The sequence below is a fragment of the Lysobacter yananisis genome (assembly GCF_031199375.1).
Taxonomy (GTDB): domain Bacteria; phylum Pseudomonadota; class Gammaproteobacteria; order Xanthomonadales; family Xanthomonadaceae; genus Lysobacter; species Lysobacter yananisis.
Genome location: NZ_CP133568.1, coordinates 35,490 through 57,721, shown reverse-complemented (window position 1 = coordinate 57,721; position 22,232 = coordinate 35,490). Strand labels below are relative to the sequence as shown.

At 67.8% G+C, this 22,232-nt stretch carries 24 protein-coding genes; all 24 read left to right on the top strand.

Translation table 11 applies throughout. The features are described from left to right. The first annotated feature begins 182 nt into the window (after positions 1-182). Entirely contained in the window at positions 183-899 is a 717-nt protein-coding gene (locus tag RDV84_RS00255; RefSeq protein WP_309152098.1) for a hypothetical protein, read from the top strand. Beyond that, the gene (locus RDV84_RS00250; protein ID WP_309152097.1) at positions 896-1,324 is read left to right on the top strand and encodes a hypothetical protein; all 429 of its coding nucleotides are present in this window, start codon (positions 896-898) and stop codon (positions 1,322-1,324) included. Before RDV84_RS00255 ends, RDV84_RS00250 begins: the two co-directional genes overlap by 4 nt. Beyond that, a complete protein-coding gene (locus RDV84_RS00245) occupies positions 1,233-1,571 on the top strand; it encodes a hypothetical protein (RefSeq protein ID WP_309152096.1) in 339 nt (112 codons plus the stop codon). Before RDV84_RS00250 ends, RDV84_RS00245 begins: the two co-directional genes overlap by 92 nt. Continuing rightward, positions 1,568-1,882 carry a hypothetical protein gene (locus RDV84_RS00240; protein WP_309152095.1) on the top strand — a complete coding sequence of 105 codons (315 nt, stop codon included), beginning with the start codon at positions 1,568-1,570 and terminating at the stop codon, positions 1,880-1,882. Before RDV84_RS00245 ends, RDV84_RS00240 begins: the two co-directional genes overlap by 4 nt. Beyond that, positions 1,872-2,180 carry a hypothetical protein gene (locus RDV84_RS00235; protein ID WP_309152094.1) on the top strand — a complete coding sequence of 103 codons (309 nt, stop codon included), beginning with the start codon at positions 1,872-1,874 and terminating at the stop codon, positions 2,178-2,180. The genes RDV84_RS00240 and RDV84_RS00235 overlap by 11 nt, the downstream gene beginning before the upstream one ends. Before the next feature lie 6 nt (positions 2,181-2,186). Further along, entirely contained in the window at positions 2,187-2,729 is a 543-nt protein-coding gene (locus RDV84_RS00230) for a phage protein Gp27 family protein (RefSeq protein WP_309152093.1), read from the top strand. Further along, positions 2,726-4,174: a phage terminase large subunit gene (gene terL, locus RDV84_RS00225; protein WP_309152092.1), complete on the top strand. Its 1,449-nt coding sequence runs from the start codon at positions 2,726-2,728 to the stop codon at positions 4,172-4,174. Before RDV84_RS00230 ends, terL begins: the two co-directional genes overlap by 4 nt. Then, positions 4,171-5,700 (top strand): DUF935 domain-containing protein, encoded by a 1,530-nt coding sequence (locus RDV84_RS00220; RefSeq protein ID WP_309152091.1) that lies wholly within the window; start codon positions 4,171-4,173, stop codon positions 5,698-5,700. Before terL ends, RDV84_RS00220 begins: the two co-directional genes overlap by 4 nt. Before the next feature lie 3 nt (positions 5,701-5,703). After that, complete coding sequence (locus RDV84_RS00215; protein WP_309152090.1) at positions 5,704-6,999, top strand: phage minor head protein; 1,296 nt, start codon at positions 5,704-5,706, stop codon at positions 6,997-6,999. Next, positions 6,996-7,457 carry a phage virion morphogenesis protein gene (locus RDV84_RS00210; RefSeq protein WP_309152089.1) on the top strand — a complete coding sequence of 154 codons (462 nt, stop codon included), beginning with the start codon at positions 6,996-6,998 and terminating at the stop codon, positions 7,455-7,457. The genes RDV84_RS00215 and RDV84_RS00210 overlap by 4 nt, the downstream gene beginning before the upstream one ends. A gap of 206 nt (positions 7,458-7,663) precedes the next feature. Continuing rightward, complete coding sequence (locus RDV84_RS00205) at positions 7,664-8,839, top strand: hypothetical protein (protein WP_309152088.1); 1,176 nt, start codon at positions 7,664-7,666, stop codon at positions 8,837-8,839. A gap of 55 nt (positions 8,840-8,894) precedes the next feature. Continuing rightward, positions 8,895-9,230, top strand: coding sequence for a capsid cement protein (locus RDV84_RS00200; RefSeq protein WP_309152087.1), 336 nt, complete (start codon positions 8,895-8,897; stop codon positions 9,228-9,230). A gap of 58 nt (positions 9,231-9,288) precedes the next feature. Further along, positions 9,289-10,236: a hypothetical protein gene (locus RDV84_RS00195; RefSeq protein ID WP_309152086.1), complete on the top strand. Its 948-nt coding sequence runs from the start codon at positions 9,289-9,291 to the stop codon at positions 10,234-10,236. Between the two features lie 93 nt (positions 10,237-10,329). Further along, positions 10,330-11,004 carry a hypothetical protein gene (locus RDV84_RS00190; RefSeq protein WP_309152085.1) on the top strand — a complete coding sequence of 225 codons (675 nt, stop codon included), beginning with the start codon at positions 10,330-10,332 and terminating at the stop codon, positions 11,002-11,004. 7 nt (positions 11,005-11,011) lie between these two features. Next, complete coding sequence (locus tag RDV84_RS00185) at positions 11,012-11,539, top strand: gp436 family protein (protein ID WP_309152084.1); 528 nt, start codon at positions 11,012-11,014, stop codon at positions 11,537-11,539. Then, complete coding sequence (locus RDV84_RS00180; RefSeq protein WP_309152083.1) at positions 11,536-12,009, top strand: phage tail terminator protein; 474 nt, start codon at positions 11,536-11,538, stop codon at positions 12,007-12,009. The genes RDV84_RS00185 and RDV84_RS00180 overlap by 4 nt, the downstream gene beginning before the upstream one ends. Continuing rightward, on the top strand, positions 12,006-12,209 hold the full coding sequence (locus tag RDV84_RS00175; RefSeq protein WP_309152082.1) for a DUF7210 family protein: 204 nt from the start codon (positions 12,006-12,008) through the stop codon (positions 12,207-12,209). The genes RDV84_RS00180 and RDV84_RS00175 overlap by 4 nt, the downstream gene beginning before the upstream one ends. 54 nt (positions 12,210-12,263) lie before the next feature. Then, complete coding sequence (locus RDV84_RS00170; protein WP_309152081.1) at positions 12,264-13,013, top strand: phage tail tube protein; 750 nt, start codon at positions 12,264-12,266, stop codon at positions 13,011-13,013. A gap of 4 nt (positions 13,014-13,017) precedes the next feature. Continuing rightward, the gene (locus RDV84_RS00165; RefSeq protein ID WP_309152080.1) at positions 13,018-13,512 is read left to right on the top strand and encodes a DUF6631 family protein; all 495 of its coding nucleotides are present in this window, start codon (positions 13,018-13,020) and stop codon (positions 13,510-13,512) included. A 187-nt stretch (positions 13,513-13,699) separates the two neighbouring features. Beyond that, complete coding sequence (locus tag RDV84_RS00160) at positions 13,700-17,182, top strand: phage tail length tape measure family protein (protein WP_309152079.1); 3,483 nt, start codon at positions 13,700-13,702, stop codon at positions 17,180-17,182. Further along, positions 17,179-18,786 (top strand): discoidin domain-containing protein, encoded by a 1,608-nt coding sequence (locus RDV84_RS00155; RefSeq protein ID WP_309152078.1) that lies wholly within the window; start codon positions 17,179-17,181, stop codon positions 18,784-18,786. Before RDV84_RS00160 ends, RDV84_RS00155 begins: the two co-directional genes overlap by 4 nt. Positions 18,787-18,791: 5 nt before the next feature. Next, entirely contained in the window at positions 18,792-19,733 is a 942-nt protein-coding gene (locus RDV84_RS00150) for a hypothetical protein (RefSeq protein WP_309152077.1), read from the top strand. Continuing rightward, positions 19,733-21,406, top strand: a complete 1,674-nt coding sequence (locus RDV84_RS00145) for a hypothetical protein (protein WP_309152076.1) — start codon at positions 19,733-19,735, stop codon at positions 21,404-21,406. Before RDV84_RS00150 ends, RDV84_RS00145 begins: the two co-directional genes overlap by 1 nt. After that, complete coding sequence (locus RDV84_RS00140; RefSeq protein WP_309152075.1) at positions 21,396-22,223, top strand: phage BR0599 family protein; 828 nt, start codon at positions 21,396-21,398, stop codon at positions 22,221-22,223. The genes RDV84_RS00145 and RDV84_RS00140 overlap by 11 nt, the downstream gene beginning before the upstream one ends. Positions 22,224-22,232: the final 9 nt, after the last annotated feature.

Here is a 22,232-nt window from a genome sequence, read left to right as displayed (position 1 = left end):
ACAGGTTGGAGCACCCATGCTGTCGCGCGCGCGCGGGAACGTCTTTCAAACCAGTTTGAAAGACACTTCCGAGCACACTGAGGAAACTATGCCCATCGATTTGATGCGCCTGTGGGGGGCGCATCAGGCCGGCGGGCGGTCCCTCCTCGTCCCGTTCGTCGGCCACCTTTTTGGAGATGGCCATGAGCGAGTCCCGCGGTATCCGCAACAACAATCCCGGCAACATCGATCGCCGGCCCGAGAACAAGTGGCAGGGCCGCATGCCGCGCGAGCGGATGACGCCCGCGCAGCGCGAAGAAAATCGCTTCGAGGTGTTCGCCACGCCGGCGTGGGGAATCCGCGCCCTGGCCGTGCTGCTGATCAACTACTTCGATCGGCACGATCGCAACAGCGTGCGCAAGATCGTCGGCCGCTGGGCGCCGCCGAACGAGAACAACACCGACGCCTACGTCCTGGCGGTCGCGCGCGCCGTCGGCGTCGGCCCCGACGAGTTCGTGAACCTGCATGAGTACCGGCGTCTGCGGCCGATCGTCGAGGCCATCATCACCCACGAGAACGGCCGGCAGCCGTACAGCCCGGACGTCATCGAAGAGGGGTTGCGCCTCGCCGGCGTCGTGAACCCCGGCGGTCAGCGCCTGGTGCCGGCCCAGAAGGTCGCCGAGGCGACCAAGGCCCAGGCGGCCACGGCCGCAGCGCTGACGGCCGGCGCGGGCGCTGCGCTGGTCGAGGGGGTTGGCCAGGTTCTGCCCGCCGTGCAGTCCGTGAACCAGGTCGCCGCGGCCACCTCGGGTCTGCCGACCTGGATACGCGTCGCCGCGGTGCTGGCGGTGGTGTTCAGCGTCGGCGCAAGCCTGTACGCGTGGCTGCGCCTGCGCCGCGCGCGCCCGGTGCAGGCGTGACCACGGTGATGGTCCGCTGGGCGCTGGTGTTGGTCCTGGTGGCGTTCGGCCTCGGCGCCTGCTCCGGCTATCGCTGGGGCTCGGACGATCGGGAGGCGCTGGCGGGCAGGAACGAGCAGTTGGCCGCCGAACGCGCCATCGCCGGCGGCGTCGCCAGCATCAACGCCCAGGCGGTCACGTCGCTGCAGGACCAGTTCCGCGCGGAAGCGCGGCGCCATCTGGAGATCCAGAAGGCCAACCAGCAAGCGCTGTCCGCCCGTGGCGAACAGATCGTCCGACTCGAACGCGCCGCCGCTCAGCGGCGCACCGAAACTATCCAAAAGGCTGCCGCCGATGAAGATTGCGCTGCTCTCCGCACACTTCCTGTGTGCGCTGCTGTTGCTGACCGCCTGTGGGGCGAAGCAACAGCCGCTGATCAAAACTGAGCTGGTGGAGCGGCCGACGCTGGCCTACGCCGAGCTGCCGTCGGATCTGACCGAGGAACTGCCCGCGCCGGCGCCGCCGCCGCGCAACTGCATGCTGCCCGGCGGGCGGCCCGCAGTTTGCGCGCTCGACGGTCTCGTTCATGAGCTGGCGTGGATCACCTTGCTTTCGCGTGCCAACGCCGACCGCGCGACCTCGGCCCGTCTGAGCGCCGCCGCCGGTCGCAAGTCGGGAGACGACGCGCCGTGAGGATCACCCTGGAGCTGTGGCAGTTCCTCACCCTGGCCGCGATGATCCTGAGCGCGTTCTTTGGCCTGGCGTGGCGATTGCTCGCGCAATTCGAGAAGCGGATCGGTGAGCGTCTGACGACGATCACCGACGAGAGCAAGGGATGGCGAAGAATCGAGCGCGAGCTGATGGAGCTACGCGCGGAGTTGCCCACGCGCTACGTGCAGCGCGAGGACTACATCCGCAACCAGACCGTCATCGAGGCGAAACTCGACGCCATCAGTAGCAAGGTCGAGATCGTGCAGTTGCAGGGGGCAGGACGTGGACATTGATATGGCGAAGGTGCGCCGCGAGCAGATCCGCTGGATTTTGGTTCTGGCGCTGAATCACGCTCGACCGTATGGCGCGCAGGAATCCGTGCTGCTTGGCGCGGTCCAGGGCCTGTACACCGACGCGACTCCGCTGGAGATCCGGCGCGAGCTGGGCTACCTGGAGGACCGCTGCATGGTCGAGCTGACCAAGGCCCCGTATGGTCCGTGGTCCGCTGAACTGACCCGCCTCGGCGTCGACATCGCGGAGTACACCGTCGATTGCAATCCGGGCATCGCGCGCCCGGCGAAGTACTGGTGAGCCGCCATGCCCCCGGCAAGCAAGATCGACCTGGTCGACGAGGAAACCCGCCGAGAGCTGGACGCGAGGATTATCGCCAACGGCTTCGGCGGCTATGTCGGATTGTCCGACTGGCTGACCGAGCGCGGCTACAGCATCGGTAAGAGCGCCGTCGGCCTGTACGGCAAGAATCTGCAGCGCCGTATCGATGCGATCAAGACCAGTACCGAAGCCGCGCGCCAGATCGCTGCCGCCGCGCCCGACGACGCCGACGATCGCAGCAACGCAATCATCAGTTTGGTGCAAACCTCGATTTTCGAGAGCTTGATCGCCCTGCACGAAGCGGAGGACGAGCCCAATCACGCCGAACGGGTAGCGCTGCTCGGCAAGGCCGCCAAGAACATCGCGACGCTGACCCGCGCCAGCGTCGCACGCCACAAGTGGGCGACCGAGGTTCGGCGCAACATCGCCGCCGCGTTGGAGGCATTGAAGAAGGAGGGCTTCGACAGCGGCACCCTCGACGAAGCCGAGAAGCGGATCAGCATCTACCTGCCCGCGAACAACCGATGAGCGCCACGCACATCATCAAGCCGCAACCGGGACCGCAGGAAGCGTTCCTGGCGTCCTCGGCGGACATCGTGTTCTACGGCGGCGCCGCGTTTGGCGGCAAGACCTATGCGCTGCTGCTGGAGGCGGTGCGGCACACGGGAAACCCCCGCTTCGGCGGCGTGATCTTCCGCCGCACCACCAAGCAGGTGACCGCCGAGGGCGGCCTGTGGGACACCAGCGAAGAGATCTATCCGGCGCTCGGAGCGAAGTCCAACAGTTCCCGCTTGCAGTGGGCGTTCCCGGCGGGCTCCGCGCTGACTTTCGCCCACCTTGAGCACGAGAAAAACAAGTTCGACTGGCAAGGCGCGCAGATCGCGTTCCTCGGCTTCGACGAGGTCACCCACTTCACCGCTGGCCAGTTCTGGTACCTGCTGAGCCGCAACCGTTCAACCAGCGGCGTGCGGCCCTACGTGCGCGCCACCTGCAATCCCGACCCGGATAGCTGGGTCGCCAAGTTCATCGCGTGGTGGATCAACCAGGACACCGGCTACGCAATCCCGGAGCGGTCGGGCGTGGTGCGCTGGTTCATGCGGCGCAACAACGAGCTGCTGTGGGCGGACTCGGCCGACGAACTGGTGGCGCAGCATCCCGGCGCCCAGCCCAAGAGTTTCACGTTCATCGCCTCGTCGTACCAAGACAACAAGCTGGGCCTGGACCGCGACCCCGGCTATCTGGCCAACCTGGAAGCGCTACCGACCGTCGAACGCGAGCGGCTCAAAAACGGCAATTGGAAGATCAAGCCGGCTGCCGGCGACTATTTCAAGAAAGGGTACTTCCCCATCGTCGACGCCGCGCCCGGCACGGGCCGGCGAATCCGTTACTGGGATCGGGCCGCGACCGAGCCGAGCGAGGCCAATCCCGACCCGGACTGGACCGCGGGCGTGCGCGCCTGCCTGGCCGACGACGGCTACGTGTACATCGAGCACGTCGAGCGATTCCAGGGCACGCCAGGCAAGGTCGCCAAACGCGTCCACGCGACCGCCGAACAAGATGGGCGACGGATCTCGATTGGCATCGAGCAAGATCCCGGCCAGGCCGGCAAGTTCGAGGCCGAGACCTACGTCAAGCTCCTGGCGAGCTTCATGGTGTTCACGGTCCCGCCGCAGGGCGATAAGGAAACCCGCGCGACGCCCGCGTCGACGGCGGCCGAGCATGGCCGCATCCGGCTGGTGCGCGGCCCCTGGAACGAGGCGTTCCTCAACGAGCTGGAGAGCTTCCCCAAGGGCGCGCACGACGACCAGGTCGACGCGCTCTCCGGCGCGTACAACCAGCTGATCGGGAATCCCCGCATCCCGATCGAGTTTCAGTCCAGCGGCACGCGCGCGATGGTCGCGGACTTCGGAGGGTACACGGACACCGGCTTCGGCACCGTACCCGGCGGCAATGACTTTGGAGGCTTCCTGTGACCGACGCCAATCGCCCCGAGCTGGGCCGCGAGATCGCGACTACCCGCGACGGGATGGACATCACCCGCGGCTACACCGGCCCGCTGTTGCTGCCGAACGACAGCGTGCTGCGTAACCGTGGCGGCTACGACCTGCAGATCTACGAACACGTCTACTCCGACGACGAGGTCAAGGCCACCTTCAGCCAGCGCCAGCTGGCGGTGACGCAATGCGAATGGCAGGTCGAAGCCGGCGGCGACCGCCGCGTGGACAAGCAAGCCGCCGAGTGGCTGCGCCAGCAGCTGCACGCGGTGGGCTGGGACAACATCACCACCAAGATGCACAACGTCGTGTTTTACGGCTATGCGGTCGCGGAACTGATCTACAAGCCGGACGGCGCCTACATCGGAATCGACAAGATCAAGGTGCGCAATCGACGGCGCTTCCGCTACGACCAGGACTGCGAACTGCGCCTACTGACCCAGCACAACATGTTCGACGGCGTGCTGTGCGATCGGAAGTACTTTTGGGATTTCAACGCCGGCGCCGACAACGACGACGAGCCGTACGGCCTTGGCCTGGCGCACTGGCTCTACTGGCCGACCCTGTTCAAGCGCAACGGGCTCAAGTTCTGGCTGATCTTCCTGGAGAAGTTCGGGATGCCCACGGCGAAGGGCACCTACGACGCGAACGCCACCGCCGAAGAGAAGGGAAAGCTGCTCGCCGCGGCCCGCGCGATCCAGACCGACAGCGGCATCATCATGCCCGAGGGCATGAAGCTGGAGCTGATCGAAGCGGCGCGCAGCGGCACCGCCGACTACAAGACGCTGGTCGACGTGATGAACGCCGCCATCCAGAAGGTGGTGCTGGGCCAGACAGCGTCGACACAGGGCACGCCCGGTCGGCTCGGCAACGATGATCTGCAGGCCGACGTGCGCAAGGATCTGATCAAGGCCGACGCCGACCTGATCTGCGAGAGCTTCAACAAGGGGCCGGTGCGCCAATTGATGCTGTGGAACTTTCCGGCCGCGCAGCCGCCACGGGTGTTCCGGGTCACCGAGGAGCCCGAGGACCTGGATACCCGCGCGAAGCGCGACAAGGATGTCAGCGACTTGGGGTTCAAGCCGTCGCTGAAGTACATCAACGACACTTACGGCGGCGAGTGGACCGAGAAACAATCCACGCCGCCGCCGGAGCTGTTGCCGCCGTCCGGCGCCTCGGCGGTCGACGGGGCCGACTTCGCCCAGGCCGGCGAAGCAGTGATCGCGCTGCTGCGGCGGCACGGCCTGCACTTCGCCGAATCGGCCAACGCCCAGGACCCCAGCGCGCCGATGGCCGACCAGGTCGACCGGCGCCTGCGCCCTGTCGGCGAGCACTGGATTGACCAGGTGCGCAGCCTGGTCGATCAGGCCGAGTCGCTGGAAGATCTGGACGCGAAGCTTCTTGCGCTGGCGCCGGATCTGTCGCTGGACGAATACGCCGAGGTGTTCGCCCAGGCCATGACCGCGGCGACGCTGGCAGGCCGCTACGACATCCAGCAGGGCTGACCGATGGCGAACGTCGCCTACGGCTCGCTGCCGTTCCAGCAGCAGATCGCGTTCTTCCGCAGCAAGGAGAACGTGCTGACCGACAGCTGGACCGACGTATGGGAAAGCCAGCACGACACCAGTTTCATGGTCGCCGGCGCGAACCGGATCGACCTGGTGACCGACCTGCGCAGCGCCATCCGTAAGGCGATCGACGACGGCAGGACGCTGGATCAGTTTCGGCTGGACTTCGACAAGATCGTGGCCCGGCACGGCTGGGACTACAGAGGCGGCCGCAACTGGCGCACGCGGGTCATCTATGAGACCAACCTGCGGCAGAGCTACAACGCCGGCCGCTGGCACCAGCAGCAAGCGCTCAAGCGGGCGCGGCCGTACTTGGTGTACCGGCACAGCGACGCGGTCGAGCATCCGCGCCCGATCCATAAGGGCTGGGACGGGAAGGTTTGGCATATCGACGACCCGGTGTGGCGGGTGATCTATCCCCAGAACGGCTGGGGCTGCCAGTGCTACACCGAGTCGTTGAATGCGCGCGATCTCAAGCGCATGGGTAAAGACGGCCCGGACGAATCGCCCGAGCTGAAATGGGTCGATGTCGTGGTGGGTCAGCGAAGCGCGTCCGGGCCGCGCCTGGTGCGCACCGTCGAGGGCGTCGATCCGGGATTCGCGTATGGGCCGGGCCAGAGCCTGAGCGATTGGCCGCGGGGCCGCGGCGGTCCGGTGACGCCGCCCTCGCTGCAGCGGTCGATGGAGCGCAGCACCCAGGAGCTGCTGCAGAAGTCGACGCAGCTGCCGGCGCCCGTCGCGTCGCAGCTGACCGACCAGGCGCTTCGATCCGGGCGGGTCCGCGATGCCCTGCAGGCCGGCTTCGCAGAATTCCAGGCCCGCGCGATCGCCGAGGGCGAGGCGCAAGCGCAGAGCTACCTGGTGGGCGCGATGCGGCCCGACCTGGTGTCGCAGCTCGCGCGCGCGGGCACCAGGCCGACCACCGCGGCGATCCGCGTGTCGGACGCCACCGTGCTGCGTGTAATCCGCGGCGGCACTGGCGCCGCGATCACGGCCGAGCAGCTGGCGCAACTGCCCAGCCTGCTGCGCGACGCGGTGGCCGTGCTGTTCGACAGCGCCGCGCAGCAGTTGCTCTACGTGGTCGACCGGGGGCGGCGGACAAAGTCAGGCACCGCGGTCATCGCGGTGGATGTTGCCGGCAACGCGGTGACCAACATGGCCGGTGCTGATATGTCGAGCCTTGCGCGCGATGTCGTGGCGGGGCGTTTGCAACTGCTACAGGGGGAACTGCCATGAGCGGCGCACGCATCGAGTTCACCGTCGACACCGTGACGCCGACGCTCCAGCGCGCCCTGCGCGGACTGCAGGGCGACAGCCGCGACCTGCTGCTCAACGATATCGGCGAGTACCTGCTGCGCTCCACCCGCGAGCGCGGGAAAACCCAGCGTTCGCCCAGGGGCGCCCCGTGGGTTCCGCTGTCCGATGAGTACAAGAAGTACAAGACCCGCAAGCGCCCAGGTGTCCGCATGCTGGTTTTCGACTTCCACATGCAAGGCGACCAGCTCGCCTACCAGGTCGTCGGCGATAACCTGTTCGTCGGAACCAACGCTGTCTACGGCGCGCGGCATCAATTCGGCGACGATGGCGAAGGCGGCATCCCGGCGCGGCCGTGGCTGGGGTTGTCCGATGACGACGAGGAAGAGATAGCCCTGATCGTCGATGACCACCTGATGGGTCTGTTTTCCGTTGATTGAATCTGCGGCGATCTGAGCGCCGCCACGCGCCGAGCGGTACGACGACGCACCGGCCGGGGTGCGCGAGTGTCTGACACCCGCTGAGCGCGCGTCACGCATCGTTGCGGCATTGAGCGGCCGACCGCATCCGCATCACGCGGGAACTTCGCCGCACACGAACCGCGGGTGTGACTTTCAAACTGGTTTGAAAGACACGCCGCACGGCAATGCTGAAACTGCGCGGCATGGACACCACCGCGCCCGGCCTCAACATCTTCCGTGCTGGCACTCACGTCGCCAGCAACGGCGTCCGCCACACGTTCACCCCCGAGCATCTGCGCGACCTGGTCGCGAGCTACGACCCGGCGCTGTCCGAGGCGCCGATCGTCATCGGCCACCCGAAGCTCGACGATCCGGCCTACGGCTGGGCGAAGACGCTGGTGCTGCGCGACGACGGCGAGCTGTACGCCGAGCCCAAGCAGGTGGACCCCGAGTTCGCCGAGATCGTCAACAAGGGTCGCTACAAGAAGATCAGCTCCTCGATCTACCTGCCGGACTCGCCGGGCAACCCGAAGCCGGGGCACTACTACCTCAAGCACATCGGCTTCCTCGGCGCGGTGCCGCCGGCGGTGAAGGGCTTGCGTACCGCGCAGTTCGCCGAAGGCGACGGCGCGCTGGAGTTCGCCCTGGAAACGCCCAAAGCGCTGCCGAGCCTGGCCGGCGTTCTCATGGACATGTTCCAACGTCTGCGCGACAGAACGATCGAGCGCGATGGCCTCGAACGCGCCGACGACCTCATCCCGAGCTGGCAGATCCGTTCGCTCGGCGAGATCGCCAACTGGTCCGACACCCACACCAGCTACGCCGCCGCCGACACCGGCGAGCCGCGCGAACCCCAGCCCAACCCGGAGACCGACATGTCCCAGCAAGACACCGCGCAGTTCGCCGAGCGCGAGCGCCAAATCAACGAACAGGAGACCGCCCTGCAGACGCGCGAGCAGGCGCTCAAGAATCGCGAGAGGGCCGCCGTGCGCGCGGACGCCGTCGCCTTCGCCGAGGGCCTGGTCACCGACGGCAAGCTGCTGCCGCGCCTCAAGGCGCCGGTGGTGGAACTGCTGACCTCGCTGCCGAGCGATCAGCCGCTCAGCTTCGCCGAGGACGGCCAGCAGGTGAGCAAGGCGCCGGCCGCCGTCCTGCGCGAGGTGCTCGACAGCCTGCCCAAGCAGATCGACTTCAGCGAGAAGTCCGGCGACGCGAACGCGCCCGCCGCGATCGACTTCGCCGCCCCGGCCGGAACCACCGTCGACGGCGAGCGCGCGCAGCTCCACGCCAAGGCGATCGCGTACCAGCAGCGGAACCAGGGCGTGTCCTACCTGCAGGCCGTGAAGGCGGTGGGCGGCTAAGCCGCCCGTTCCAGCGGACCGATTCCGTCACTTACGCGCCAGGAGCGCCCACACCATGACCTCGAAGATTTCCATCCTCACCCTGTCCATGAAGGCGGCGGTCGCGCTCAGTGCCGAGCTGTTCGTCTCTCCGACCGGCGGCCTGCCCACCGCCGGCGGCAACACGGCTGGCGTCAGCGTCAGCGACGCCGAACTGGGCGATCTCTTTCCCGTCGACGTCCTCGGCACCTCGATCGTCATCGCCGGCGGCGTGATCGCGGCCGGCGCCGCCGTCGAAGCGGCCGCCACCGGCAGGGCGATCACTCGCAACACCGGCGTGGCCGTGGCCCGCGCGCTCGACGCGGCCGCGGCCGCCGGAGATCGCATCCGCGTTGTCCTGATCCCGAACTGACCCGCGCGTTCGGCGGCAAGGCACGGCCAGACCTTCAACATCCCGCAGAGAGAATCCTATGTCGCAGCAGACCCCCAAGCAGGCTCGCATCATCGATCCGATCCTGACCACCCACGCCCAGGGCTACGTCCGGCCCGGCAACGTGGGCAAGTTCCTGTTCCCCACCGCGGAGGTCAACTCGCTCGGCGGCCAGGTGATCACCTTCGGAAAGGAGGGCTTCAAGCGCTACGCCACCAAGCGTGCGCCCGGCGCCGCGACCCAGCGCGTCCAGTTCGGCCACGCCGGCGAGAAGTACAGCATCATCCCCGCGGCGCTGGAGGCGCTGGTGCCGGACGAACTGCAGAACGAAGCTCAGCAGGTTCCCGGCATCGACCTCGCGAGCGACTCCGTCGACCTGGTGCTCGACGTGTTCGAGCTCGAACACGAGTGCGAATGCGCCGACCTCGCGCGCGACGCCAGCCGGTACGACGCCAACCACAAGCTGCAGCTGACCTCGACCACTCGCTGGTCGGCCGATACCAGCACGCCGACCAGCGACGTCTTCGCCGGCAGCGAGGCCATCCGCTCGACCATCGGCATGCGCGCCAACGTGGGCATCCTGTCGCCCAGCAGCTTCACCGCGCTGCAGACCAACAAGGACATCCTCGATCGCCTGAAGTACACCAGCCGCGATTCGGTCACGACCGACATGCTCGCCCGGCTCTGGAACCTCCAGAACGTCTATGTCGGCGATGCGCTGGTGGCCAACGACCAGGACGATTTCAGCGACGTCTGGGGCGACGACGTGATCCTGGCCTATGTCGCGCCGCCCACCGGCGGCAACCGCCGCAGCGCGGCCCGGCCGAGCTACGGCTACACCTACACCATGCGCGGCAACCCGCACGTCAAGCAGCCGTACTACGAGAACAACCGGGCGTCGTGGATCTACGGCGTCCAGGCCGATCGCACGCCGGTGCTCAGCGGCATCAGCGGCGGCTTCCTCCTGCAGGGCGCCGGCGCTCGCTAATCCGAACGCGGAGCGGTAGGGAACGCCCCCGAAGACGTAGGCGTGACAGGCCGGAGAGACGGTCACTTCTTTCAACCGCCCGCAGGTAATCCCATGTCCGAATCCGACACCCGCCAGTTCTACGTGGTCTCGCCCTTTAAGCTCGCGGGCGGGATCGTCAAGCCCTCATCCGAACCGATTTCGATCCCGGCCGACCAGGTCGACGAGCTGCGGTTGCTCAACCTGATCAGCGACCAGCCGCCCGGCAGCCGAACCGCCGTCGCCAGCAGCGCCAGCGACGACGAAAAGCGCGATCAGATCATCAGCCTGGAGCTGCAGATCGGCGATTCGCTCCACCGCCGCGCGGAGTTGGAGGACCAGGAAGCCATCGCCCGTCACCGTCGCGATGGCGCGATCGTCGAAGCCGAGGCCGCCGAGGCTCGCCGCGATGCCGCGATCGCCGAGGCCGACGCCGCGGAGGCCCGCCGCGACGCCGCGATCGCCGACGCCAAGAAGGCCGAGAGCCCGATCACCATCCTCTACGAGGCGGGAGCCAAGGGCGGCGTGCTGCTCGGCTCCGATTCCTTCCCCGCGCAGATCCGCATCGGCGACGTCGACGTGGCCCTCGGCGAGCTGGTCGCCGCGGCCGCGGCCGGCCTGGTGGCGGACGCCGCCTGGAACGACTTGGCGCAGTCCGATCGCGACGCCGCCATCCAGGCCGAGATCGACCGCCGCAGCGCGCCGCCCGCGGCGCAGGCCAAGGCGAAGTCCGACAAGCCCAAGCGCTGAGCCGCCCATGTACTGCACACCCGCCCAACTCGCCGACGCCAAGCTCACCCGTGAGCTGGCACAGGTCGCCACGCCCGAGCGCGCCCGCGTCGTCGCGGACGCGCTCATGGAAGCGGTGCTGCGCGGCCAGGACACCGGCGGCTACGATCCGGCCGACGTCGACGTCGCGCGCCAGGCGCTGCTGCATGTCGAGACTGCGCTCCACGACGCCGACCAATTGATCGACGGCTACCTGCGCATGCGCAAGCCGCGCCCGTACCAGGTGCCCTTGGCGCCGGTGCCGGGCATCGTGACCGTGTGGGCGCGTTGGATCGCGCGCTACCTCGCGCACAAGGACCGGGTCAACACCAAGGAAGAAACCGACCCCGTCGTCCGCGACTACAAGCAGGCGCTGAAGTTCCTGGAACTGGTGCGCGACGGCAAGTTTGGCCTTGGCGCCGACGATCCGCAGGCGCCGCCCAGCGCCGGCGCGCCGCAGGTCTGCGCGCCGCCGCGCGAGTTCACGATGCACACGCTGCGGGACTTCGGCGAATGAGCGCGGCCCCGTTCGACGTCGGCCTGGTGCTCTCCCGCCTGCAGGCCGCGGACACCGGCATGCGCGAGTGGGGTGGTCGTGCCGATTACCGCTCGGTCACCCGGCTTCAGGACTACCCCGCGCCCTGTGGCTACGTGATCTTGGCGCGCGAGCGTGGCCTCCAGACCAAGACCGGCCAGAGCTTCCCCGGCAAGCAGACGCCGGGTTTCGCGCAGATCACGGCCGTCACCTTCGCCGTGGTGATGGTGGTCCAGAACTACCGCCAGTTCGAAGGCGCGGATCTGCGCGACGAACTGCGCGAGGGGCTCGGCAAGGTCCGCAATCCCCTGCTGGGTTGGACGCCGCCGGTGGCCGGCGGCCGGGCCTGCGATCTGATCCAGGGCGACCTCACCAATTACGACAGCTCCATCGCCGTGTGGACTGATATTTGGTCCACCCAACACGTCATCAAACCGGAGATCCAGCAATGAGCTTCCCGACCGATCCCGCCACCGAACGGGCCAAGGAAACCACCACCCAGCACAAGGTCATCAAGCTCGGCCTGACGCACGACCGCAAGGAGTGCCAGATCGGCGACACGATCGATCTGACCGAGGCGCAGCGCCAGGCGCTGGTCGAGCGCAAGTTCATCGACGGCCCGAAGAAGCTCGACGCCGCCGACAAGAAGTAAGCCCGCGCAGCAACGCGCCGGCGCATCCATCCACAACACCCGAGGCAGATCGACATGGCCGACATCACCGAATATTTCAGCATGCAGGGCCGTGTCTACCTCGGCCTGCGAAACGCCGACGGCTCGCGGCAGCCGGCGCGATGGGTCTACGACTCCAGCACTCTCAACTGGGCGATGACCTCGGAGCGTGCGGAAAAGACCGAGTCCAACACCGGCGTCCGCGGCGTCGCAGCGACGATGAAAACCAGCCGCAGCATGGCCGTGAACCTGACCCTGGGCCAGCTCAATACGGACAACCTGGCGCTGGCCACCGACGGCACCCGCATCGAAGTGGCTGCGGGTACCGTCACCAACGAGGTCCTCGGCTCGGTCAAGGCCGGCGACGTGATCGCGCTGGACTACGCCGTCGTCAGCGACCTCGCACTCGTCGACGGCACCGCCGCGCCGCTGGTCGCCGGCACCGACTACGAGCTGAATCCGAAGACCGGCATCCTGCAGTTCTTCACCACGAAGGCCGGCGTCAAGGCCAGCACCTACGACTACGGCGCCCACAGCATCGTGACCGCGATGAGCGCGCTGTCGCGTGACTACTACGTGCTGTTCGACGGCCTCAACTCGGTCGACGGCGCGGAGATGGTTTGCCGCGGCGAGGTGCATCGCGTGTCGTTCTCCCCGGCGGGCGAACTGGGCTTCATCCAGGACGAATTCGGCCAGATCGAGCTCGAAGGCCAGGCCAAGAGCGACCCGTTCCGCCAGCGCGATCCGAAGTGGGGTCCGTTCGCCCGAGCCATGTTGATCGGCTGATCGCATGGCCAGGAAGCTCAATCAACCCAGCAAGGTGGCGGCCGAGGCCGCCGCCGCTGCCGCAGAGCTGCAGGTCCTGCACCCGGACCGGGCGCTGCCGATCGCCGACCGCATGCTGGTCCTGCGGGAGTACGGCTTTTTCGAGGGGCTGCAGGTTTCGGGCCTCGCCAAGCCCTTCACCGATGCGCTGTTCCAGCTGCTCAAACAGTCGTCGGAAATGCCGCCGGTTGAGGACTTCGTCGACGTGGTCGGTGAGCACACCGAGGTGGTGCGCCACCTGGTGGCCTGGTCGGCGACCGCGCAGAACGACGACCCGGCGGAATTTGCCCGCCAGGTGTCCGAGACGGCGGCCTGGATCAATACGCTCGGAGAGAGCGATGGCGAACTGCTGCTGCTCGCCTGGTGGGGGGTGAACGGCCCTTTTTTTACCCGCCGGCTGTTCCGCAAGCGCGTCGAGGCGGAAAGCCGGTTGGCTGGGCCAGGCTCTACACCACCCTGATCGCGGCCAACTTCGGCCGCACGCCGGCGGACATTGGCCGGCTGACCCTCCGCCAGATCCAGCTGTTCTTCGCGCAGGTCCAGGCGGCTGATCGGAGCCAACGGCGCGATCGCCTTATCGACACCAACGCCGCGTACGTCGGCGGCGACAGCGCAAAGCGCCTCACTAAGGAACTGGAGTAGCAGACGTGTCCAACGGCAGCGCCACCGGCAATCTGGAGTTCGCGGCGCGCATCCGGCTGGACCTGGACGACGCGGCGAAGGAAGTCCTCAGGCTCGCCACCGGCTTCGACCATATCAAGGCCAGCGGCAAGGCCGGCGAGAAAGCGCTCGATGCCGCGGCCGACGCGGCCGGAGACGCGGCGAAGCAAATGGGCGATGCCGCCGCCAAGACCGAGGCCGTCGCCGAGGCCCTGGACGACGCCGGCGACGCCGCCAAGCGTGCGGCCACGAACCTGGACGGCTCCGCCAAGGCCGCGGCGGGTGCCGCCGGTGCCGAGGCCAAGCTGGAGGCCGCCGTCGACGGCGCCAACCGAGCGATCGGCGAGACCGCGTCGAAGACTGCTGCCTCGGCGGAATCCCTCGATCGCGCCGGCGCCGCGGGCAAGCGTACGGCGGCGAACCTGGATGCGACCGCGCAAGCTTCCGATCGCACGACCCGGGCGCAGAACAAGCTGAAGCCCGCGGTCGACGCCGGCGCCAAGTCGATGGACAAGGCCGGGATCTCGGCCAAGCAGCTCGCGGCCGCCAACCGCATGCTGCCGGCGCAGATCACCGACATCGTGACCGGCCTGGCCAGCGGCCAATCGGTGTTCATGGTGGCCATCCAGCAGGGCGGCCAGCTCAAGGACGCCTATGGCGGCGTCGTGCCGGCCGCGCGCGCGTTGCTGGGCGCGATCTCGCCGATGGCGATCGCCGTCGGCGCCGGCACCGCGGCGATCGCCGCGATCGGGATCGCGACGTACCAGTCCTATCAGGAACTGCAGGGCTACGAACGCGGATTGATCGCCACCGGCGGTGTCGTCGGAACCACCGCGGGAAGGATCGCGGATCTCGCCGACGACGTTGGTTACGCCACTGGCAAGTTCTCCGATGCCGAAGCGGCGACGCAGCAGTTGGTCGACTCGGGCCGATACACGGCTGAAAGCCTGGAGTCTGCAACTCGCGCAGCTGTGGCCTTCGCCGAGATCACCGGCAAGAGCATCGAAGACGCAGCCGATACCATCATCGAGCTGGGCAACGCTCCCAGCGCGACACTGGACAAGCTCAGCAAGCAGTACCACTTCCTGACGCTGGAGGTCTACGAGCACGTTCGCGCCCTTGAAGAGCAGGGGCGGGCCGAGGATGCGGCGAAGTACGCAACCGAAGAATTCGCGCGCGTTCACGAGGCTAGAGTCAAAGAGGCGCGCGAACGGGCCGGCAGTCTAGAGCGCGCGTGGCTGGCTGTGAGGTCGGCGATCGGCCAGGCGTGGCAGGACTTGCGCAACATCGGCCGCGACGATGCGCCGTTCCGGATGGCGGAGGCGGCCCGAAAGATGGCGGCCGCGGATGCCGAGCGCCGCCGAATGATCGCGGGCGGCGCGGACAAGGCGTCAATCGACTTCGCGACCAAGGCGTATCAGGCAGCAGCCGAAGAGTACAAGCGCGCGACGATCGAGGACGGCCGATCGCGGGCGCAGGCGGCTGAGCGGGCCGCGAGCCAGCGCACGCAGGACAAGGGTATTGCGGCGTCGAAGGCGATCAATGCCGTCTTGGACGACGGCGCCACCAAGACCGAGAAGCTCGCAAAGGAAACTGAGAAGCTCCAGCAGCAGTTTCGTGACCTGCAGGCGGCCGCAAAGGCATCGGGCATAGACAGCCCGACGCTCAAGGGCGTGAGCTTCGCCGCGGACGGGAGCGTCAGCGGCGGCGCCTACGACAAGGCCCTGAAGTCGCTGCAGTCGAAGTTCAAAGAAAAGACGCCGCGGCAGGCCAAGCCCAAGCAGACCGAGGCCCAGAAGGACGAAGCCGCGGCGCAGCGGGAGCTGGAAAACCTGCGCCAGCGCATCGACCTGGTCGGCACCTTGACCGAGACCCAGAAGCGCGCGACCGAGGAAGCGCGCGTGCGCGCCGCGATCGAGAACGGCAACTACAAAGGCGCCACCGAGGCGACCAAGGCCGAGCTGCTGGATCAGGCCCGGCTGCTCGACATGGCGAACCTGCGCCGCGACGTCGACGTGCAGCTCCTGACCGTGCGCCAGCGGATCGCCGCCCTGCAGGGGAACGACAGCGAAGAACTGGTCAAGACCAACGCCGAGCTGAAGCGCCTGCAGGAGCAGTTCAAGACGCTGGGCCGCGAGGCCGAGGCCGCCGACGTCGGCAAGCTGATGAACCTGCAGCAGGCGAACGCCACGCTCAAGGATCTGCAGCAGCGCTATCAGCAGATCATCGGCGAGATCGGACTGGAAACGCAGCGCATCCAGGCGCAGACCGAGATCGGGCTCAAGACCGAGGCCGACGCGCAGCAGGACATCGTCAACCTGTACCGCAGCAAGCTCAGCGTGCTGCGCGAGATGGTGCCGCAGATGCGGGCCGCCGCGCTCGCCCTGGGCGACACCGAGGCCGGGCGCAGCGCGCTGGCCTTCGTCGACCAAATGCAGCTCAAGATCGAGCAGCTGGCCAGCACCACGAACCTGCTGCAGCAGGCGGTGCGCTCCACGTTCCAGGATGCGTTCCAGCAGGTGTTCCGCGACCTGGCCGATCTGACGACGTCGGTCCAGGACGACCTGCTGGGCTTCATCAGCAACGTGGCCGAGGGCATCGCCGAATTCGCCGAGCAGCAGCTTTCGCAGATGGCGACCAACGCGATCATGGGCAAGCTCGGCGAGCTGTTCCCCAAGCTGTTCGGCAACGCCGGCGCCGAGACCCCTGAGGCCGCAGCGATGGTCGGCGCCGGCAACACCGCCGCGGCCGCGCTGGTTCAGGCCGGCACCCAGGTCGCCGCGGCTATCAGCGCCGCGGGCAGCACCGCGGCCGCGAGCGGCGCGGGCGCCAGCGTGGCCACGGGCGTCACCGATGCCGCCCAGCAGCTGAGCGCATCCGGCCAGACGGTGACCTCGGGCGCGGGCGCGATCGCCAACAGCGCCCTGCAGCTGGCCAACGCCGCCGGCGGTCTGTCGCCGGGCGCCAGCGCCGTCATCCAGGCCGCGATCCAGTTGCTGACCGCCGCGCAGGCGATGGCCGCGGCAAACACCGTGAGCACGGTCGGTGGCGGCTTGTCGGGTGGTGGCTATACCGGCGCCGGCGGGAAGTACCAGTTCGCCGATTTCGTCCACAAGCGCGAGTTCGTCAATCGAAGCGAGGTGGTTGGCCAGCCCGGAGCGCTGCCGTTCCTGCGCGATTTCAACCGCCGCGGGATGGCCGCGCTGCGTGACTGGCACGGCTACGCGACCGGCGGCCTGGTCGGCGTGCCGATGCCGCCGATGGCCGCGCCGCAGACGCGGGCACCGACCGGCGGATTTCAGGGCGCTGCCACCCAGGCGCCGACACCGATCCAGTTCCAGATCATCAACCAGCTGCAGGCCCAGGCGATCGGCGAGGCGCTGTGGGGAAGTGGCTGGTTCGGCGAACGGGTCATGAACGTGATCGGCGACAACCCCACCGCAGTCAGCGAGTACTTGAGCAAACGATGACCACCAAGATCGGAACCGCCGCCAACTACTTCGAGCTGCTGACGCAGCTCGACGCCTTTCTGAGCGCCACGGGCCACGCCTGGGGGCTGACCTTCACCGGCGCCGGCAACGGCCGCCTGCGCGGCCCTGGCGGCGCTGTGGGCGGTTACATCGGCACCGCGGCCTCGGTGACCGAGACCATCCACATCGTGGCCACCAGCGCCACGTCCTTCACGGTCACCGGCACCGTGTCCGGCGCGCTGGGAACGGCGACGGTAGGCACCGACTTCGCCAGTGCGGTGATCGCTTTCCGCATCGTCGCCGGCAGTACCGCCTTCGTCGCCGGCGACCAGTTCGCGGTGAACACCACGCCGAAGTGGAAGCGCCTGCGGTTCGGCGGCTGCACGGAAACGACCTACCGGACCGGCAACATCAGCAACGTGCCGGCGCTGTTCGACGGCATGACCAGCACGCAGGCCACGTCCGCGGCCGTGCCGAATCAGATCCGCGTCGAGATGGGGCAGCCGACCGAGGTGCGAGCCGTTGCCATCTGGAGCGGCGGCGCCACGTCGACCGCGCCCAAGGACTTCGCGCTGGAGTGGTCCGACGACGGCTCCAGCTGGAACGTCGCGCAGGCGTGGACGGGGCAGTCGTGGACGTCGACCTACCAGCGGCGCGACTACGTCACCGCGGCCGCGCCTGGCGCGCATCGGTACTGGCGCGTGAACATCACTGCCGGTCAGACGACGACGGTCACGCTGTCCGAACTGCGGCTGTTCGCCGACGCCGGTATGAAGTGGGACGTCTCCAGCCGCTTCGAATTCGCCTGGGAAGCGCCCGGCCTGGACGGCGGCAAGCGGATCTTCGTCGCCGGGTACATCAACACCAACGTCACCACCGACTATTTCAACCTGGTCTGGCGCGGGTTCCGCTTCTGGTTCGATCCCGAGCAGAGCGTCCTGGACGTGCCCGCCCATTCCGGGGACAAGGCGCTGCTGCTGTCGCGCACGCCGATCGCGTACTGGTTCGTCGCCAACGGCGGCCGGGTCATGATCGTGTGCCGCGTATCGTCCTTCTACCAGCTCGCCTACATCGGCTTTGGCTTGCCGTTCGAGATCATCGACGAGGAACACCACCCGTTCCCGTACCTGATCGGTGCACCGTGGCCGGGCAACAACGCCCGCTGGGACACCTCGTCGTTGGCGCGCTACCGCAACCCGTGGGACCCAGGCGCAGGCACCTCCGGGAGCGGCTACAACTCCGGGCTGGCGGCGATCTTTCCGGACGGCCAGTTCGTGCAGGTCGCCAACCGATCCGATAGCTCCGGCAACGAAGGCCAGGCCGCGGGCGCGGACGCGCGTGTCTGGCCGTACACGCTCAACAGCAACTACCAGCCGGACAACTGGGGCGACAACATCGATCAAAGCAAGTCCCAACTGGCGCTGGTCATCATCAAAACGACCACGCCGTATCACGAGTGGGGCTCGTTCGACGGCCTCTACTGGATCACCGGCCAGCGGAACACCGCCGAGGCGCTGGAACGCATCGGCGCGTTCGACTGCCTTTGCATCCAGAACATCAACCGCGCCGCCTTCAACCACTTTTGCGCCGTGGCGCTGGACTGATCGCAATGGCCATCCATGAACCCGGAACCTCCACCGACGTCGCCGACCTGCTGGTAAAGCTTCGCGCGTTCGCCCAAGCCAACGGCTGGACCATCCACTTCGCCGGCGCGCGGACGTCGGGCGCCGGTCAGGCGCTGCAGTTGAGCAAGGCCGGGTTCGCGGGCACGTTTCTTACGAATCCTTCCGCGGGCAGCAGCGGCGATCCCGGTCCGTACATCGGCACCTACGCCCACGACGCCTACAACGCCGCGAACGGTACCGAGAACCAGGCCGCTCGATCGTCCACGACCTGGTCGAACGCGATGGTCGGCGCGTTTCAGGCCCATTACTTCATCACCGGCAGCGCCGGCGATCCGCCGTATCTCTATGTCGTCGTCGAGACCGCGCCTGGCGTGTTCAAGCACTTCGGGCTGGGCGGCCTGGTCACCGCCGGCGTGATCAACACCGGGGCGTTCTGCTATGCCTTGAATTGGTCCTACGATCCAAACGACATCTCCAACTGGAACTACGGCGACCATGCTGTCCCGTTCGACGGTGCTGAAAGCAGTAGCCGCAATGGTCCCTCGACCCAGGTGCGCGCGGATTGCGACGGCATCGCGCCGCGCTGGTACGACCCCTACAACACCAGCGGGAACGCGCTCGTCGGCGGCTTTCGCCGCGATGACCAGTGGGCCACGGTGCCGGCCAATGTCAGGTTCGCCACCAGCGGCATAACCAAGAGCTCGGTGCGCACGCACAGCCTGATTTTGGGACAGCGGCTCAACGGCGTTTACAGCCCGCTCGGATACCCGCCGGGCATCCGCTTCTGCCGACTCGATGACGTGCCGCCTGGGCACCAGACCACCGTCGGCGGCGTCATCTGGAAGCTGTTTCCGCTGATCCGCAAGAACGGCTCCGTCGGTCAGCCCAACTCCGACGCGTACGGCTACGCCTACCGGATCAACTGATGCCTCTGCTTGCCATGACCGACTGGAGCTACGAACCCACCGCGCTGCGCGCGGCGCGTTCGGCTGACCCGAGCGGCGGCGCTACACCCGCCATGCTGGCGGTGGCGGCGGCACAGGGCTACAGCTACCAGCCGGCGCCGATCGCCCGCGAGGGGTACGAGCTGCTGGCCACCTACGGCGCGGACTTCTATGACCGTATCCACGTCTCGGCTTTCGATTTCGCGCTCGGAAACCTGATCGGCCAGCAAGAGCGCTCCCTGACGATCTACAACGCCTTCCGCCGCGCTCGCATCCTCGAAGCGCTCACCTTCGTCGACGGCGAGGGCATCACGGTCTATGGCCAGCCTGCGCCGCCGCTGCAGTTCGCGCCCCTGCAGGTCCGCAAGTACTCCTTGCGGGTGTCGCCCGAAGGTCCGCCGACGATCGACGCCCGCATCGTGTTCGATTTCGACGAGGACCAGGCGTTCACGATCCGGGTCACCGGCTCTCGCATCACCGCCTGGCCGTGGCTGCCGGACTGGGGCAGCCCGGTCATCGAGCGCCTGGCGTGGCTGACCGACGTCATGGTCGCGGTCATGACCGACCGCAAGCAGAAGCGCAAGCTGCGGCAAACACCACGCCGCAGCTTCGAGTTCTACGTCGTAGCGGATGGGCAGGAGCGCCGCATGTTGGACCAGGCGCTGATGGCGTGGTCCGCGCGCACGTTCGCGTTCCCCGTGCCGACCGACCCACGGCTGCTGAGCGCCTCGATCGCCGCCGGCGTCGACGTGATCGAGATCGGCACAGTCGGGCTCGACTATCGCGCGGGCGGCCAGGCGATGCTCTGGAGCGATTTTCGGGTCAACGAGGTGGTCGAGGTGGCCGAAGTGCTGCCGGACCGCCTGCGCCTCACCCGGCCGACCAGCCGTGCCTGGCCGGCGGGTACAACGGTGCTACCGGTGGTGTTCGGCCGGCTGCTGCAGTGGCCGGAGCAGAACCTGTTTACCAGCCGCGGCTCCCGCGTGCGCGTCACCTTCGAGCAGCGCGACGCGGCCGTCTGGCGCGCGTTCGTGCCGCCGGTGCTGTACCGCGGCCTGCCGGTACTGGAGTGGCGCGTCGACGAGGGCCGCGATCCGACGATCACCTACCAGCGCAACACCAACACCCTGGACAACGAGATTTCGCCGGCGGCGGTCGTCGACCTGTCCGGGCGTTCTTCGCGCAAGGGCGGGCACCGCTGGATGCTGCACGGCCGCGACGAACACTCGACCATGCGCGACTGGCTGTACTACCTCAGCGGCCAGTACCGGCACGTCTGGATGCCGAGCTGGGCCGACGACCTGGTTCTGGCGCAACCCGTGTCCGCGTCCGACGTCGCGTTGCAGTTTGAAGCCAGCGGGTACGTGCGATTCGCCCGCCTGCAGCCGAACCGCCGCGACCTGCGCATCGAGCTGATCGACGGCACCGTGTTCTATCGCCGCATCACCGACGCCGTCGAGATCGACGAGTTCACCGAACAGGTGTCGATCGATCAAGCCCTGAACCGCCTGGTGCGGCCGGATGACGTGCGGCAGATCTCGTTCATGGCGACGTGCGATGCCGCCGACGACGAGGTGGTGCTGGAACACATCACCGACGCCGACGGCGTCGGCACCGTCGAAATTGCGTTCGTCGGGGGGAACTATGACGTTTGAGCAGCGCGACCAAAGCTACTACGAGGGCGAGCCGCTGGTGCTGTATCTGTTCGTGCGCGGCGCCGAGCTGCAACGCTACGTCAGCGGCCAGAGCGACTACACCTACAACGGGCAACCCTGGCGCGCGGTCCCCGGCGGCATCTCGATTACCCCGATCAACGAGAACGGCGAGACCCCGCAGCTCACCCGCACGTTGACCATCCCTCGCTCGCTGGAGGTCGCGAGGTGGTGGTGGCCGGTGGTCGGCCGCGCGCCGGTGTCGTTGATCGTCATGGACACGCACGCCGGCGACCCTGAGGCCTTGGTGCAGTGGATGGGCCGCGTCGTGGCGCCCCAGTACAAGAACGCCGGGACGCTGGAGCTGAAATGCCAGCCCGAGCGCACTGCATCCATGCGCCGCGCGAACACGCGGCGCTGGCAGCCGGGCTGCCCGCTGCTGGTGTACAGCCAGGGCAACGGCCAGTGCAACGCCATCCCGGCGCAGCACGCCATCACCGCCACCGTCGACAACGTGACCGGCTTGACGGTTCAGTCCGCGGGCTTCCTGGCGATCCCGGAGGGGCGCCTGGCCGGCGGCTACATCGAATACGACATGCCCGGCGGCTACAAAGAGACGGCCGACATCGAGGGCCACAACGGCGCCGCAATCACCCTCGCCGCGCCGTCGACGGGCTTGACGCCCGGCATGTCGCTGGTGGCGCTGCCGGGTTGCGGCGGCGACTGGGCCAGCTGCGAGTTCCTCGGCAATACGGACAACTACGGCGGCCAGCTGTACGCGCCGGACCGTTCGCCGTTCGACGGCAATCCCAACTACTGAGGACGTCGC

Excerpts from the sequence above, each read along its gene's own strand:
- RDV84_RS00255 (WP_309152098.1), top strand. The coding sequence starts at position 183 with ATGAGCGAGTCCCGCGGTATCCGCAACAACAATCCCGGCAACATCGAT.
- RDV84_RS00245 (WP_309152096.1), top strand. The coding sequence starts at position 1,233 with ATGAAGATTGCGCTGCTCTCCGCACACTTCCTGTGTGCGCTGCTGTTG.
- RDV84_RS00230 (WP_309152093.1), top strand. The coding sequence starts at position 2,187 with ATGCCCCCGGCAAGCAAGATCGACCTGGTCGACGAGGAAACCCGCCGA.
- terL (WP_309152092.1), top strand. The coding sequence starts at position 2,726 with ATGAGCGCCACGCACATCATCAAGCCGCAACCGGGACCGCAGGAAGCG.
- RDV84_RS00215 (WP_309152090.1), top strand. The coding sequence starts at position 5,704 with ATGGCGAACGTCGCCTACGGCTCGCTGCCGTTCCAGCAGCAGATCGCG.
- RDV84_RS00210 (WP_309152089.1), top strand. The coding sequence starts at position 6,996 with ATGAGCGGCGCACGCATCGAGTTCACCGTCGACACCGTGACGCCGACG.
- RDV84_RS00205 (WP_309152088.1), top strand. The coding sequence starts at position 7,664 with ATGCTGAAACTGCGCGGCATGGACACCACCGCGCCCGGCCTCAACATC.
- RDV84_RS00200 (WP_309152087.1), top strand. The coding sequence starts at position 8,895 with ATGACCTCGAAGATTTCCATCCTCACCCTGTCCATGAAGGCGGCGGTC.
- RDV84_RS00195 (WP_309152086.1), top strand. The coding sequence starts at position 9,289 with ATGTCGCAGCAGACCCCCAAGCAGGCTCGCATCATCGATCCGATCCTG.
- RDV84_RS00190 (WP_309152085.1), top strand. The coding sequence starts at position 10,330 with ATGTCCGAATCCGACACCCGCCAGTTCTACGTGGTCTCGCCCTTTAAG.
- RDV84_RS00185 (WP_309152084.1), top strand. The coding sequence starts at position 11,012 with ATGTACTGCACACCCGCCCAACTCGCCGACGCCAAGCTCACCCGTGAG.
- RDV84_RS00180 (WP_309152083.1), top strand. The coding sequence starts at position 11,536 with ATGAGCGCGGCCCCGTTCGACGTCGGCCTGGTGCTCTCCCGCCTGCAG.
- RDV84_RS00175 (WP_309152082.1), top strand. The coding sequence starts at position 12,006 with ATGAGCTTCCCGACCGATCCCGCCACCGAACGGGCCAAGGAAACCACC.
- RDV84_RS00170 (WP_309152081.1), top strand. The coding sequence starts at position 12,264 with ATGGCCGACATCACCGAATATTTCAGCATGCAGGGCCGTGTCTACCTC.
- RDV84_RS00165 (WP_309152080.1), top strand. The coding sequence starts at position 13,018 with ATGGCCAGGAAGCTCAATCAACCCAGCAAGGTGGCGGCCGAGGCCGCC.
- RDV84_RS00155 (WP_309152078.1), top strand. The coding sequence starts at position 17,179 with ATGACCACCAAGATCGGAACCGCCGCCAACTACTTCGAGCTGCTGACG.
- RDV84_RS00150 (WP_309152077.1), top strand. The coding sequence starts at position 18,792 with ATGGCCATCCATGAACCCGGAACCTCCACCGACGTCGCCGACCTGCTG.
- RDV84_RS00145 (WP_309152076.1), top strand. The coding sequence starts at position 19,733 with ATGCCTCTGCTTGCCATGACCGACTGGAGCTACGAACCCACCGCGCTG.
- RDV84_RS00140 (WP_309152075.1), top strand. The coding sequence starts at position 21,396 with ATGACGTTTGAGCAGCGCGACCAAAGCTACTACGAGGGCGAGCCGCTG.